Genomic DNA, 13,278 nt, shown 5'->3' with positions numbered 1-13,278 from the left:
TTTTTTACGCTTCTTTTTCGATTTGTGCAGCCAGTGAATCGACTGCTTCTTGTTCGTCTCTGCCGTCGGCAGAAATTTTAACGCTGGTGCCTTTGCTAATGGCCAGGCTCATAATGCCCATGATGCTTTTCGCATTTACTTTTTTATCGTCTTTTTCCAGGTATACATCCGAATTAAACCGGTTGGCTTCCTGGACAAACAATGCCGCCTGCCTTGCTTGTAAACCTGATTTCAACTGGACTACCACTTGTTTTTCAACCATATTGCTCCTCCTCTAAAACTGATCTGCACACCCAAAATATATGAAAGAACGGCCAAAATTATTGGCCGATCATCTCTCCCTTGCGCAAGTTTTCGGCAATTTCATCAATTTTCCGCAATCTGTGATTTACACCGGATTTGCTGACACTGCCTGCCGATACCATTTCACCCAGTTCTTTTAACGTGACGTCCTGGTATTCCACCCGCAGCCGTGCGATTTCCCGCAGCCGCTCAGGCAATTGGTCAATACCGATCATTTGATCGATAAAGCGGATATTTTCCACTTGGCGCAGCGCGGCGTCGATGGTTTTATTTAAATTCGCCGTTTCACAGTTCACTAGGCGGTTTACACTGTTGCGCATATCCCGGATGATCCGCACGTCTTCAAATTTCAATAGCGCAGAGTGGGCCCCTGCTATGCTCAGGAAATCTGAAATCTTTTCTGCTTCTTTCAAATAAGTTACAAAGCCTTTTTTCCGTTCAATCGTTTTTGCATTCAAGTGGAATTCGTTCATCAAGTCCACTAAAGATTCTGCGTGGTCTTTGTAAAGCGAATAGATTTCCAAGTGATAAGAAGACGTTTCCGGATTATTGACAGAACCGCCAGCTAAAAATGCACCGCGCAAGTAAGCGCGTTTGCAGCAATTTTTTTCAATCAGTGATTTATTGATTTCATGTTCAAATTGGAAGCCTTCTGAAATGATCGCTAAGTCTTCCAATACATGTTTAGAACCTTCCCTGATTCTGCAAATGTAAACGTTGTTTTTCTTCAGCCGCATTTTCTTCCGCACCAGCAATTCCACTGGATACGCCCGGTAAAACCGCTTAAGCAGCGTGTAGATCCGACGGGCAATCGCTGCATTTTCCGTCTGGATATCAAGGCTTAGCTGTCGGTTTGAAAATGACAGGGTTCCATTCATTCGAATCAAGGCAGATAATTCCGCTTTCCCGCAACAATCGTCCACTTCTACTTGGGTCATCTCTTTTTTTGTTTCCGAAGCAAAAGACAAAACATCTTCCCCCTTTCCAAGAGCTAAAAATATAGCTGCTTTGGATCTTCTTTGGCCAGGCCTCCGGCATATTCAAATAACCATTCTGCCACTTTCAATGGTTCATGCCGGACCGTTTCACCCAAAATGTTGGCGATGTCCTGTTTAAAAATTTCAAGGCCCATGCTCTGCAATCGTTCTTCATCGTACGCCACAGGCCAGGCTTTTTGTTTGATATAGCGTTCCGCAATTCCTTGGGGAACTTGTTCTTTATTCAGTAAAATGGCGTCCAGAAACGGTTCGCCTACATGGTCATAGAGCGCCTTGACGTGATCGCAAGCCGTATATTTATATGTTTCTCCGGCTTGTGTCATCAGATTGCAAATATAAATCTTTTTGGCTTCGGCTGATATGACCGCCTTTTTGATGTCTTTTACGAGGAGGTTCGGCAAAATGCTGGTGTACAGCGACCCGGGCCCTACAACGATGACATCCGCCTTTTGAATGGCTTCTATGGTATCCGGCAAAGTCTTGACATCGCGCGGCTCCAGGAATACTCTCTTGATTGGCTGTAAATACGCCGGAATTTTTGATTCTCCACTGACAATCGTGCCATCTTCAAATTCTGCATGAAGCGTGACCAATTGGTTGGCTGCCGGCAATACGGTTCCGTTGACATTCAGCACGCGGCTCATTTCTTTCACGGCATGCGAAAAATCCCCGGTGATGTTGGTTAAGGCCGCCAACATTAGATTGCCCAGTGAATGGCCGTCCAGATCCGGTGATTGTTTAAATCGATATTGAAACATTTCTGCTACCAATGGTTCGGCATCTGACAGCGCAGCCATGACGTTGCGGATATCGCCTGGAGGCGGAATATCCAAGTCATTCCGAAGGCGCCCAGAGCTTCCCCCATCGTCGGCTACGGTCACAATCGCAGTCAAATCCAACGGGAACTTTTTCAAGCCCCGCAGTAATGTGGACAGCCCTGTGCCGCCGCCGATGATGACAACCCGTTTCCGGCGTAAAGTACTTTCCATGCACTCAGCCCTTTCTTGTTTTGACATCCCGATGCGTAATGATCGTTTTGTTGTTTTCGGCCAGCAGTTTTCCGTAGTATTCAGCAAGCGTCACTGAACGGTGCTGCCCGCCCGTACAGCCGAAAGCAATAACCAATTGGGCTTTGCCTTCGTTTTTATATTGGGGAATGATGAAGTCAAAAAGGTCGCTCAATTTGCTGATCAATGTCTGTGTTTCGCCCCATTGAAGCACGTAGCTTGAAACCGGTTCATCCAGACCCGATAATGGCTTTAAATCTTCAATGTAATAAGGATTGGGCAGGAAGCGCACATCGAAAACCAAATCGGCATCAATCGGAATGCCATGTTTGAAACCGAATGACATGACATTGACGGTAAATTTATTGCTGGATTGCGTTGCAAAATCTGATACAATTTTTTCTCTAAGCTGGCGAGGCGTCATTGACGAGGTGTTGTAGATATACTTCGCCCGTCCTTGCAAATCCATCAGCATATCGCGTTCTTTTTTTATGCCGCCCAGCACTAAGCCGCCTGGCGACAAAGGATGCGAACGCCGTGATTCTTTGTAGCGGCTGACCAGTGTCTGATTATCCGCATCCAGGAAGAGGATGGTGGTGGATACTTTCGGTTCTTTCGAAATATTGTCGATTGCATCGACTAGGCTGTCAAAAAAGTCGCCGCCCCGCAAATCCATTACGGCAGCGACGCGTTTCATCGATTTGCCCGAGTCTCTCATCAACTTGATAAAAGTCAATAGAAGCGCAGGCGGCAAGTTGTCAATTGTAAAAAAGCCCAAATCCTCGAAGCTTTGGATGGCGACTGTTTTGCCCGCTCCTGACATGCCGGTAATTATGATTAATTCAGTTTCATCGGTGTGCTTATCCATTACGCGGAATCCCCTCTTCGGTAGACGTTTGAATGTTTTCGTTGATCAATTGGAATTCAGATGAATAATGGAACGTGCCGTACTGCATGCCTTCCTGGCTTACGGCAAACTTCAAGTTTGTCCGGTCGCCTTCTGCCATCGGCAAGAAATCCAAACTTTCAACAGGATGCCATTCAAGCAGCCCTTCTCTTGTTTCTTCATAAGGGGTGCCGGTGATGCCGGTTGCGAGAAACGTAAACAGCATCCATTCGTCTACGATTTGCTCCCCTTCTTGTATCATCATCGTATAAATCCCTTTTAAATGAGTGCCGATCGGCGTCGCTCCGGTTTCTTCCTTAAACTCCCGGATGGCGGCTTCGTAAATCGATTCTCCTGATTCCATTTTCCCGCCCGGGGCTACGTACCAATCCCGCCGGGGTTTCTTCAATAGCAATACTTGTCCGTTCTGGACCACTAATAAATTTGCGATTCGCTGCACTGTCGACACTCCGTATCTATTGTAAACTCTCTCCATTATACATCTATCCAGGCGTGTCATGCAAAAAAGAAAAGTGAAAAGAGCCGTTTAGCTTCGACAGGCATAAGCCGAACTGGCGAAGCGGCGTTTTATGCCGCACAGCCTGGTTGGCTTATGACCCGAGAAGCTGGCTCTTGCAACTGGACACTAAGAAAAGTGCAGGCGGCTTGTTCAGCCCCGACAAGCGCTGGAGGGCTTGAAGATAATGGCGTTCTTTGCCATTACCGGCAAGACCGAAGCGACTCGAGGGGCTAGCCGCCGGAACTGGACACTAAGAAAAGAAGAGGCACCTGTTTAGGCCGGTTGGAAATAATAAGATCTCCACACAAAAAAAGAAGCCGTCTTCCGAGTGAATCGGAAAACGGCTTGTCAAAGTTTCTTTATAAAAAGGGGGTCAATTTACTATTCCTACTCTACCACTTATCTGTGACAAGCGTGTTACAGCAGGATTAAATTAGCGTTAAATCAGGCTTTAATCCCGATTCGTTCAACCAGTTCCTCAATATAATGCTGAACAGCTTGTGCAGCGATACTGCCGTCGCCCGTTGCAGTTACAACTTGGCGAAGCATTTTTTCGCGGACATCCCCTGCAGCGTAGATTCCTGGAACCGATGTTTCCATTTTTTCATTAGTCACGATGTAGCCTTCGTCGTTTAAGATGCCAAGGTTTGCAAATGGTTTCGTCAATGGCAGCATGCCGATGTAAATGAATACGCCATCTGCATCAAATTCCTGTTCTGCACCGTCTTTAGTAGAAACCAGGGTGACGCTGCCGACTTTGCCGTTTTCGTCATTGATTTCTTTCACGGTATGGCTCCAGATAAAGTCGATCTTATCGTTTGCAAATGCGCGGTCTTGAAGAATTTTTTGCGCACGCAATTCATCACGTCTGTGGACGATTGTGACTTTGTCAGCGAAACGCGTCAAATAGACGCCTTCTTCAACTGCAGAGTCCCCGCCTCCGACAACAACAAGGTTTTTCTGTTTGAAGAATGCTCCGTCGCAAACCGCACAATAGCTGACGCCGCGGCCGCCCAGTTCGCTTTCTCCCGGAACACCCATTTTCTTGTATTCGGCACCTGTCGTAATAATAACCGCACGAGCCTTGTATTCTTTCGAACCTACGATGATGGTTTTATATTCTTCCCCATCGATAATTTCTTTTACATCTCCGTACGCATATTCAGCACCGAATTTCTTCGCATGCTCGAACATTTTATTGGAAAGATCCGGTCCAAGGATGTGGTCAAACCCCGGATAGTTTTCAATTTCTTCCGTATTGGCCATTTGGCCGCCCGGAATTCCACGCTCTAACATTAATGTTTTCAAGTTCGCTCTCGATGTGTAAACAGCGGCAGTCATGCCTGCTGGTCCTGCTCCAATAATGATTACGTCGTACGTATTATTCGTCTCAGTCATAATAGGACCTCCTAAATCTCAGTAACTAAATCGTATAAGATTCCCGGCATTGCGGCAACTTTTTTGCTTAGCTCTCAAAAAGCGGCAGGAATTTCGCCAGTTCGTTGACGTATTTTGTCAATGTGGCAGCCGAAACGCCAAACTGGTCGGCAACCGCTTTTTTTGTAGCAGACCGGTCTCTTGAAAATTTGACCATATACCATGTTGCAGCAGCCAAAGCCTTCGGATTTTTAAATCCATAATTTTCATCAAACGCCTTTTCAACCAACATAAACCACAGTTGAAAAACGGCGGCGTTTTGTTCGGTCACCATCTTTTCTTCCTCATACAGGATTTCAGCGGCTTTCATGGCGCGCACGAAAGCCATTTCTTCCGGTACGGATTCTTTAAACGGATGGCCCAGCGCATATCCAAGCAGATAAGTTTCAATTACGGTCGGCTGTTCCGAATTGAGCCAGTTCGGATGAGAAATGATTTCCTGTTTATGGGCAGACTTGCCGAGCAAGAACAAGCCAAACAGCCGCTCGCTTTTTTGCACATGATCGAGTTTTCCGACGAGGTAATCGCGGTCATGTTCGAGTGCATCAGCATGCGGCATGGCAGCCTGTTCGGCCCATGGTTCATAACCGTCTTTTCCCGGATCCATTTTCGTCAACTGCTTCCAGGCCTGTTTTGCTATGTCTTCATGGCCGGAATGGTAAGCGGCATGGGATAGCCAGAAATAAAACGCCGGATCTCCGTCAAAGCCACGTTTTTGCAAACTGCGCAGCCAGCGGTAGGCTTCTTTGTATTTGCCGACCAAGGCAAAAGTTGCCCCCAGTTTATAGCGGTGCTCAAAGACATAAGGCTGGATTTTCTTCAATAATTCCAGGACGTCTTCCAACTCTTCGTTTTTTTCGTAATAATGGAAAACCGCTAAATTGCAAAGCGCATGCAAATTGCCCGTATTTCTCCGCAGCACGTCATGCAGCAGCGCTTTCGCCATTTCGGATTCGCCGATGTAGAAGTAGGCAAGCGCCAAGTTGTTATGCGCTCCCCAGAAGTCCGGCTTTTCTTCGATCAAGGTTTCCAAAAGATCAATGGCTTCCGGGAATTTCCCGTCTTCCATTAAACGGCGTGCTTTTTCCTGCTGGTAATAATACTCGCTGTCCTGTGCTTCGCCTTCATCATCAAAAAGCTGCCAGTCTTCCTGCTCCGCAAAATCAATGATTTCCAGCGCTTCTGCAACATACCTTCCCTGAACATCGTTTTCCACGTATTTCTTGGCGAAATTGCGCGCTTCTAAAAACATCCCCAGATGGGCATGCACTTCCGCTAAGAAAAATAAGGTTTCGGTCTTGTCGATATCCAAGTCATATGCAGTTCGCAACGCTTCTCTCGCCTGTTCAAACTCCTGCATTTCCATCAGCACAATGCCGAACTGAATCCAGATGTCGGGATCTTTCGGGCTGAGTTCTGTCGCCCGCTGCAAATACTTGTGAGCTTTTGGATACTGCTCGCGGTGCAGCTCTTTCAATGCTTTTTTATAATAATATTCCCCCGTTGGAATGAACGACAGGATATTCTCGTAGTTTTTCTTTTTTTTATTCTCCAAAATATGCCTCCGAAAAAGTAAAAGGAACGATCAACATCGCTCCTTTACTCAAATGTGCTGTTATTATAGCATATTTCCGTATTATTTACTTGCAGTTTTTGTGGCGTGGCGTTCTTTCAAGACGTCAATCACTTCATCTAGCCCGACTTTTTGTTCCTGCAGCAACACGAGGACATGATAGAACAAGTCTGCTGTTTCCATCGCCAATTCTTTTGGGTCTCTATTTTTAGCAGCAATGATGACTTCTGCAGCTTCTTCTCCTACTTTTTTGCAGATTTTATCGACGCCTTCTTCAAACAAATATGTAGTGTAGGCACCTTCCGGCATTTCCTGTTCTCTTTTTTCAATAAGCCCGGTCAGTTCACTGAACATATCCACAGCCGATTCGTTCGGTGTTCCAGCAATTGTGTTGTGGAAGCAGCTTTCTTCGCCTGTGTGGCATGCCGGGCCGTTCGGAATCACTTCGTAGATCAACGAATCGCCGTCGCAATCAAGGCGTACAGCCGTGACCTGCTGCGTGTTGCCGCTTGTCGCCCCTTTGTTCCACAGTTCGTTGCGGCTTCTGGAGTACAGCCATGTTTCATTGGTCTCGATTGTTTTTTGCACAGCTTCTTCCGTTGCATAAGCAAGTGTCAGCACGGCTTTTGTTTCAGCGTTTTGAATAATGACGGGAACCAGCCCGTTTGCATCATATTTCACTTCGTTCATCGGACGTTCACTCCCTCTTTCTTTAAATAATCTTTTACTTCAGCCACGCTGGTTTCTTTATAATGAAAAATCGAAGCAGCAAGAGCCGCATCGGCATCTACTTCTTTAAAGACTTCGGCAAAATGCTCGCAGTTTCCTGCTCCGCCGCTTGCAATCACCGGCACTTCAACCGCTTCCCGCACCGCCTTGGTCAGAGCTAAGTCAAATCCGTCTTTTTGGCCATCTTTATCCATCGACGTCAACAACAGCTCACCTGCCCCGAGCTCGACGCTCCGCTTCGCCCATTCCACAGCATCCCAGCCGGTTTTGTTGCGGCCGCCGTGGGTATAGACATCCCAGCCCGTGCCGTTGCTTTTCGCATCAATCGCTACGACGATGCATTGCGAGCCGAAATAATCGGCGCCTTCTTTGATCAGTTCCGGGCGGTCGAGCGCAGACGTGTTCAATGACACTTTATCTGCACCGGCGCGCAGCATGCGTTTCATGTCTTCCAGCGACCGGATGCCGCCGCCTACAGTAAACGGAATCGACAATTCGGTTGCCACGATTTTCACGACTTCCACCATCGTTTCTTTGCCTTCATGGGAAGCGGAAATGTCCAAAAAGACCAGTTCGTCTGCTCCTTGCTTATCGTAAAAACGGGCCAGTTCCACCGGGTCTCCGGCGTCCCGCAATTCCACAAAGCTGACGCCTTTGACGACGCGCCCTTCCTTCACATCCAGGCACGGAATGATGCGTTTTGTCAGCATGACAGCGCCTCCTCTAATGTAAAGCGGTTCTCATACAATGCTTTTCCAATAATAACGCCGGCAACCGGGCTTTCTTTCGCAGCCACTTTAACATTTTTAATATCTTCCAGCGTGCCAATGCCCCCAGAGACGATGACTTCGGCTTCGTCCGAATCGACCAATGCTTTATTCGCCTCGATGTTTGGCCCGGCGAGTGTCCCGTCTGTTGCAATATCCGTATAGATAAAATGCTTGGCGCCTTTGGACACGAAAAAGCGTGCCACGTCTTTTGCCGACTGCCCCGAGGTTTCAATCCAGCCTTCGGTTGCGGCCATGCCGTCTTTCGCGTCAATGCCAATGACGATCTGGTCAGCTCCGAATTCCTCGATAAACGATACGACCAGTTCCGGATTGCGAATTGCCAGGCTTCCGATAATCACCCGGCTGATGCCGTTCGATAAATAATGTTCGATGTCTTCACGTGTCCGGATGCCGCCGCCAATCTGAATATTGACCGGCAGTTTTGCGGCTTCGATCACTACTCCATCGTTGATCCGGACGCCGTCTTTTGCGCCGTCCAAATCGACCATATGAATCCATTCCGTACCGGCATCTGCAAACTTCTTCGCCATGTCGACAGGCGAATCGCCGTATACGGTTTCCTGTGCATAATCTCCCTGGAAAAGGCGGACGCATTTGCCGCCGCGCAAATCAATTGCGGGATAGATCTGAAACTTGCTCATCTTGGTTCCTCCTGACATTTGCAATCCACTGTTCCAATAAATAATGGCCGAAGTCGCCAGACTTTTCCGGGTGGAACTGCATTCCCGTAATCAAACCGGAACCGACCACCCCCGGCACATCGATGCTGCCGTAGCTTGCCGTCGCCCATACTTGTTCAGGTTCTGTGTTCACCGCTAAAAACGAATGAACGAAATAGACATGCGTATCCACTTGCAAATCTTCCAGCCAATAAGGTAGACGAGAAAACTCGAGCCGGTTCCAGCCCATATGGGGAATGCGGTAAGCGCCCCTCTCAAAACGGCGGATCTGCCCTTTCAGCAACCCCAGCCCCTGGGTCGGCCGTACTTCTGAACTGTCTTCGTATAAAAGCTGCATGCCCAGGCAAATGCCAAGAAGCGGAATCCCTTTTTGGGGCAGCGATTGGATAAAGGTAGAAAGGCCTTTTTGGTTTAACAATTCCATGGCATCCGGAAAAGCACCAACTCCCGGGAGTAAAATCGCTTCCGCTTCCAGAAGCGTTTCCGGATCATCCGATAAGATGACGGTGCAGTCCAGTTTTTTCAGCGCCTGTTCGACGCTGAACAAATTGCCCATGCCGTAATCGATAATGCCGATGATCATGTGAGCAACCCCTTTGTAGACGGCACACCTTTCACACGGCCATCAATGATGGTCGCTTCGTCCAGTGCACGGGCGAGGGCTTTAAAGACCGCTTCAATGATGTGGTGGGTGTTATGGCCGTAGTGGATAATCACGTGGACATTCATCCGGGATTCCAGTGCAAATTTCCACAGGAACTCACGGACCAATTCCGTATCGAACGTACCGACTTTGGCATTTGGGATCTCGCCGCGCATTTCCAAATGCGGCCGGTTGGAACAGTCAACAACCACTTGCGCCAGTGCATCGTCCATTGGCACAAACGCATTGCCATAGCGGCGGATGCCTTTTTTATCGCCCAATGCTTCTTTCACTGCCTGGCCAAGCACAATGCCGATATCTTCCGTAGTGTGGTGGTCATCGATATGCGTATCGCCGTCCGCTTTGATTTCCCCGTCGAACAAGCCGTGCTTGATGAACAAATCGAGCATGTGGTCCATGAACGGCACGCCCGTTTCGATGTCCGCTTTTCCTTCTCCATCCAATGAAAACGAAACAGCAATTTTGGTTTCATTTGTATCGCGTTTGATCTCGGCTTTTCTCATCGTCCATTCTCCTTTTTCCAGGCACGGGATTCTACTGCCCGCGCGTGTCCTTCAAGCCCTTCGAGGCGTGCAAGACGGGCGATTTTCGCTTCGTTTTGCTGCCAGGCCTGTTCGCTGTAATACACCACGCTTGTCCGTTTGACGAAATCATAGACCGACAAAGCACTCGAGAACCGCGCCGTGCTATTGGTCGGCAAAACATGGTTCGTTCCGGCAAAATAATCGCCGATCGGTTCCGAGGAATAGCGGCCGATAAAAATCGCGCCCGCGTTTTGAATCTTTTCGGACAAAGCTTCGGCATCTGCCGCCATGATTTCCAAATGCTCAGGGGCGAGTTCGTTCGCCGCATCAATCAAGTCGTCCATCGTCTTTCCGATATAAATCATGCCGTAATCCCGGATAGCTTTCCCGGCAATTGCTTGGCGCGGCAAGGTTTTCAGTTGGCGCTCGACTTCAAGCGATACAGCGTCCGCCAATCGTTGGCTAGTCGTCAGCAGCACCGCCGTCGCCATGGGGTCGTGCTCCGCCTGCGAAAGCAAGTCCGCCGCCACTTCATCTGCAAAAGCGGTATCGTCGGCAATGACGGTAATTTCACTCGGCCCTGCAATCATATCAATGGCCACGTCACCGAACACTTCGCGTTTAGCGAGGGCTACAAATACATTGCCCGGACCCGTGATTTTATCGACAGCCTGAATCGATTCTGTCCCGTAGGCAAGGGCCGCAATGGCCTGTGCCCCGCCAGCTTTGTAGACTTCTTCAATCCCCAGTATATGCGCCGCCACGAGTACTCCGTCAGACAATTTGCCGTCTTTTCCAGGAGGCGAAATCAGCACAATGCGCCCCACTCCTGCCACTTGCGCCGGAATGACATTCATCAATACGGAAGACGGGTATGCTGCTGTACCACCTGGCACATACAAGCCAGCTGAGCCAATTGCTGTAACCCGCTGGGCGACATAAGAGCCGTCTTCTTTTATGTTTTTATAGCCTTGCTGTTTCTGGTTTTCGTGGTAGTCCCGGATATTGCCTGCAGCTTCCGATAAATCCTGGAGAAGCTGCGGATCGAAACGGTCTATGGCTTCCTTCATTTCATACGGCTCCACTCGGATTGTTTCCAATTTGACGCCGTCCCATTTCTCGGTATATTCAAGCAGTGCTGCATCGCCGTTCAGCCGGACATTCCGGATGATTTCTTTGACAGCGGCCAGTTGCTCGGCGTTGTCTTCAGCCACCGTTCTTCTGATGGAGATATCCGAAGTCAATTGCATCTGTTTCATGCTTTCGCCTGCTTTCGTAGATTTTCGACCAGTTCCCGGATCCGCTGCTGTTTCAGTCGGTAACTCACGGGATTGGCAATCAGACGGGATGTGATGTCCACGATCTGCTCATATTCCACCAGGCCATTTTCCTTTAAGGTTTTGCCGGTGGATACAATGTCGACGATGCGATCGGCCAAGCCGATCATCGGCGCCAATTCAATCGAACCGTTCAGTTCAATGATTTCCACCTGTTCACCTTTGCCGCGGTAAAAGCGGGAAGCGATTTTCGGATACTTTGTCGCAATGCGCGGCGTCACCGGGTTCATTTCCGTGTTAGGGAGTCCAGCTGTTGCAATATAGCAGCGGCTGATGCCAAGGTCGAGCAGTTCATGCACCGAACGGTCGAGCTCCAGCATGACATCTTTTCCCGCGATTCCGATATCTGCTACGCCGTGTTCCACGTAAACCGGCACATCCATCGGCTTCGCCAAAATAAAGCGGAAGCGTTCGTTCGGCGCTTCCACAATCAGTTTGCGCGAGTCGTCCAGTTCTTTCGGCAAATCATAGCCCGCTTTGACAAGCAGTTCATAAGCTTCTTCAAAAATGCGCCCTTTCGGCATTGCAATTGTCAGTTCATCCATTTGTAGCACCTTCCAATCGTCTTACTTCGCTGAATAATGCGCTAAACTCTTCTAACGCTTTTACGGCCGGAGCATATTGAAGCGTCACCCGCGACCCGTTTGTGCGCAGCTCCTGCGCCTGCTCATGAGCCGTTTCTTCGGTCTCTTCCGAGAAGAGAATGAGGATATGCGGTTCTGCTTCCTGGTTCGGTGCAATGACTTCGAGCAGCCGGTCGACGCGAAGGCCGAACCCGGTAGCGCCGACATGCAGGCCGAATTGCTTCATAAGGCCGTCGTAGCGTCCCCCGTTGCCGAGTGGAAACCCGCTTCCAGCTCCGTAGAATTCAAACACCAATCCGGTGTAATACGTCATATGGCTTGTAAAGGATAAATCATAGGTAATGGCTTCGGATAAGCCGTTTCGCTGGATAATGGTTTGCAGTTTCAGCATTTCCTCGTACAGCGCCGCCTGTTCTTCGTTGGAAGGATTGATATACGGCTTCCAGTCTTCTAAAGAAGACGTCGTCACCAACCCTTTAAAAGCGGCGGCCTTCGACTCGTCATTTAATAGCTCAGCGGCAAGCTGTTCAAAACAGACACTGTTTTTCGATACCAAAGCCGAACGGACAACATCGATTTGGCTGTTGTCCAAGCCAAAATCTTTTAAAATCAGCTGAAGCAATTGCGTATGGCCAATTACGACACGTCCCGATTCCACGTTCAATTCTTTTAAGATGGTCGATGCCAGGATGATCACTTCTGCGTCTGCATAAAGAGAATCGTCGCCGATCAGTTCAACGCCCATCTGTTCGAATTCTGCCGGGCGGCCGCCTTCCCGTTTTTGTGCGCGGAAGACATTGGAATAGTACCCAAGACGCACCGGCATTTTTTCTTTCAGCAATTTGGATGCTGCCACCCGTGCAATCGGAGATGTCATATCCGGCCGCAGGACCAGCGTTTCACCTTGGCTATCCAGCAATTTAAAAAGCGCATTGTCCGGAATGGCGGAAATTTTGCCGATTGTTTCGTAATATTCCAAGGTCGGAGTCTGAAGCAGATCATATCCGGACCCTTGCATAATTGAAGTGCCTTTCGCGCGCAGCTCGGCTTTTTTCTTCGCTATAAAAGGAAAATCGTCGCGCATGCCTAACGGTTTTTCGAACATTTGAATGGTCATTGGGAGTCACTTCCTAAAATTGGTTATTTTACTTTAGTTAGTTAGAGTAGTGAAGTAATTTTTATTTTAGCGCATCTTTCCATCGACCGTCAAGGAATTGGCTGCAAGTTATGTGAAAGAAATGAATT

Annotated in this window: 15 protein-coding genes; all 15 read right to left on the bottom strand. The window is 48.6% G+C overall.

The window, feature by feature from the left end:
- Positions 1 to 4 precede the first annotated feature (4 nt).
- The 15 genes from QWY22_RS06100 to QWY22_RS06030 all read right to left on the bottom strand — a co-directional run bounded on the left by QWY22_RS06100 (position 5) and on the right by QWY22_RS06030 (position 13,150).
- Entirely contained in the window at positions 5 to 262 is a 258-nt protein-coding gene (locus QWY22_RS06100) for an HPr family phosphocarrier protein (RefSeq protein WP_036808168.1), read from the bottom strand.
- Positions 263 to 320: 58 nt separating this feature from the next.
- Positions 321 to 1,271: a DNA-binding protein WhiA gene (gene whiA / locus QWY22_RS06095; RefSeq protein WP_036808165.1), complete on the bottom strand. Its 951-nt coding sequence runs from the start codon at positions 1,269 to 1,271 to the stop codon at positions 321 to 323.
- Between the two features lie 23 nt (positions 1,272 to 1,294).
- The gene (locus QWY22_RS06090; RefSeq protein ID WP_300983564.1) at positions 1,295 to 2,290 is read right to left on the bottom strand and encodes a gluconeogenesis factor YvcK family protein; all 996 of its coding nucleotides are present in this window, start codon (positions 2,288 to 2,290) and stop codon (positions 1,295 to 1,297) included.
- A 4-nt stretch (positions 2,291 to 2,294) separates the two neighbouring features.
- Positions 2,295 to 3,176, bottom strand: a complete 882-nt coding sequence (gene rapZ / locus QWY22_RS06085) for an RNase adapter RapZ (protein WP_036808159.1) — start codon at positions 3,174 to 3,176, stop codon at positions 2,295 to 2,297.
- On the bottom strand, positions 3,169 to 3,654 hold the full coding sequence (locus tag QWY22_RS06080; RefSeq protein ID WP_036808156.1) for an 8-oxo-dGTP diphosphatase: 486 nt from the start codon (positions 3,652 to 3,654) through the stop codon (positions 3,169 to 3,171). The genes rapZ and QWY22_RS06080 overlap by 8 nt, the downstream gene beginning before the upstream one ends.
- Before the next feature lie 504 nt (positions 3,655 to 4,158).
- Positions 4,159 to 5,112: a thioredoxin-disulfide reductase gene (trxB, locus tag QWY22_RS06075; RefSeq protein WP_224076982.1), complete on the bottom strand. Its 954-nt coding sequence runs from the start codon at positions 5,110 to 5,112 to the stop codon at positions 4,159 to 4,161.
- Positions 5,113 to 5,179: 67 nt separating this feature from the next.
- Complete coding sequence (locus QWY22_RS06070) at positions 5,180 to 6,706, bottom strand: tetratricopeptide repeat protein (protein ID WP_300983563.1); 1,527 nt, start codon at positions 6,704 to 6,706, stop codon at positions 5,180 to 5,182.
- 81 nt (positions 6,707 to 6,787) lie between these two features.
- Positions 6,788 to 7,414, bottom strand: a complete 627-nt coding sequence (hisIE, locus tag QWY22_RS06065) for a bifunctional phosphoribosyl-AMP cyclohydrolase/phosphoribosyl-ATP diphosphatase HisIE (RefSeq protein ID WP_300983561.1) — start codon at positions 7,412 to 7,414, stop codon at positions 6,788 to 6,790.
- Positions 7,411 to 8,163, bottom strand: coding sequence for an imidazole glycerol phosphate synthase subunit HisF (hisF, locus tag QWY22_RS06060; RefSeq protein WP_300983560.1), 753 nt, complete (start codon positions 8,161 to 8,163; stop codon positions 7,411 to 7,413). Before hisF ends, hisIE begins: the two co-directional genes overlap by 4 nt.
- Positions 8,157 to 8,885, bottom strand: a complete 729-nt coding sequence (hisA, locus tag QWY22_RS06055) for a 1-(5-phosphoribosyl)-5-[(5-phosphoribosylamino)methylideneamino]imidazole-4-carboxamide isomerase (protein WP_300983559.1) — start codon at positions 8,883 to 8,885, stop codon at positions 8,157 to 8,159. The genes hisF and hisA overlap by 7 nt, the downstream gene beginning before the upstream one ends.
- Positions 8,854 to 9,507 carry an imidazole glycerol phosphate synthase subunit HisH gene (hisH, locus tag QWY22_RS06050; protein ID WP_300983558.1) on the bottom strand — a complete coding sequence of 218 codons (654 nt, stop codon included), beginning with the start codon at positions 9,505 to 9,507 and terminating at the stop codon, positions 8,854 to 8,856. The genes hisA and hisH overlap by 32 nt, the downstream gene beginning before the upstream one ends.
- A complete protein-coding gene (hisB, locus tag QWY22_RS06045; RefSeq protein ID WP_300983556.1) occupies positions 9,504 to 10,091 on the bottom strand; it encodes an imidazoleglycerol-phosphate dehydratase HisB in 588 nt (195 codons plus the stop codon). Before hisB ends, hisH begins: the two co-directional genes overlap by 4 nt.
- Positions 10,088 to 11,371 carry a histidinol dehydrogenase gene (gene hisD / locus QWY22_RS06040; protein WP_300983555.1) on the bottom strand — a complete coding sequence of 428 codons (1,284 nt, stop codon included), beginning with the start codon at positions 11,369 to 11,371 and terminating at the stop codon, positions 10,088 to 10,090. Before hisD ends, hisB begins: the two co-directional genes overlap by 4 nt.
- On the bottom strand, positions 11,368 to 11,994 hold the full coding sequence (gene hisG, locus QWY22_RS06035) for an ATP phosphoribosyltransferase (protein WP_036808129.1): 627 nt from the start codon (positions 11,992 to 11,994) through the stop codon (positions 11,368 to 11,370). Before hisG ends, hisD begins: the two co-directional genes overlap by 4 nt.
- Positions 11,987 to 13,150, bottom strand: coding sequence for an ATP phosphoribosyltransferase regulatory subunit (locus tag QWY22_RS06030; protein WP_300983554.1), 1,164 nt, complete (start codon positions 13,148 to 13,150; stop codon positions 11,987 to 11,989). The genes hisG and QWY22_RS06030 overlap by 8 nt, the downstream gene beginning before the upstream one ends.
- Between the last annotated feature and the right edge of the window lie 128 nt (positions 13,151 to 13,278).

It is taken from the genome of Planococcus liqunii (genome assembly GCF_030413595.1).
Taxonomy (GTDB): Bacteria; Bacillota; Bacilli; order Bacillales_A; family Planococcaceae; genus Planococcus; species Planococcus liqunii.
This window is presented reverse-complemented; position numbering and strand designations above follow the sequence as displayed.

Excerpts from the sequence above, each read along its gene's own strand:
- QWY22_RS06100 (WP_036808168.1), bottom strand. The coding sequence starts at position 262 with ATGGTTGAAAAACAAGTGGTAGTCCAGTTGAAATCAGGTTTACAAGCA.
- QWY22_RS06090 (WP_300983564.1), bottom strand. The coding sequence starts at position 2,290 with ATGGAAAGTACTTTACGCCGGAAACGGGTTGTCATCATCGGCGGCGGC.
- rapZ (WP_036808159.1), bottom strand. The coding sequence starts at position 3,176 with ATGGATAAGCACACCGATGAAACTGAATTAATCATAATTACCGGCATG.
- trxB (WP_224076982.1), bottom strand. The coding sequence starts at position 5,112 with ATGACTGAGACGAATAATACGTACGACGTAATCATTATTGGAGCAGGA.
- hisIE (WP_300983561.1), bottom strand. The coding sequence starts at position 7,414 with ATGAACGAAGTGAAATATGATGCAAACGGGCTGGTTCCCGTCATTATT.
- hisF (WP_300983560.1), bottom strand. The coding sequence starts at position 8,163 with ATGCTGACAAAACGCATCATTCCGTGCCTGGATGTGAAGGAAGGGCGC.
- hisA (WP_300983559.1), bottom strand. The coding sequence starts at position 8,885 with ATGAGCAAGTTTCAGATCTATCCCGCAATTGATTTGCGCGGCGGCAAA.
- hisH (WP_300983558.1), bottom strand. The coding sequence starts at position 9,507 with ATGATCATCGGCATTATCGATTACGGCATGGGCAATTTGTTCAGCGTC.
- hisB (WP_300983556.1), bottom strand. The coding sequence starts at position 10,091 with ATGAGAAAAGCCGAGATCAAACGCGATACAAATGAAACCAAAATTGCT.
- hisD (WP_300983555.1), bottom strand. The coding sequence starts at position 11,371 with ATGAAACAGATGCAATTGACTTCGGATATCTCCATCAGAAGAACGGTG.
- hisG (WP_036808129.1), bottom strand. The coding sequence starts at position 11,994 with ATGGATGAACTGACAATTGCAATGCCGAAAGGGCGCATTTTTGAAGAA.
- QWY22_RS06030 (WP_300983554.1), bottom strand. The coding sequence starts at position 13,150 with ATGACCATTCAAATGTTCGAAAAACCGTTAGGCATGCGCGACGATTTT.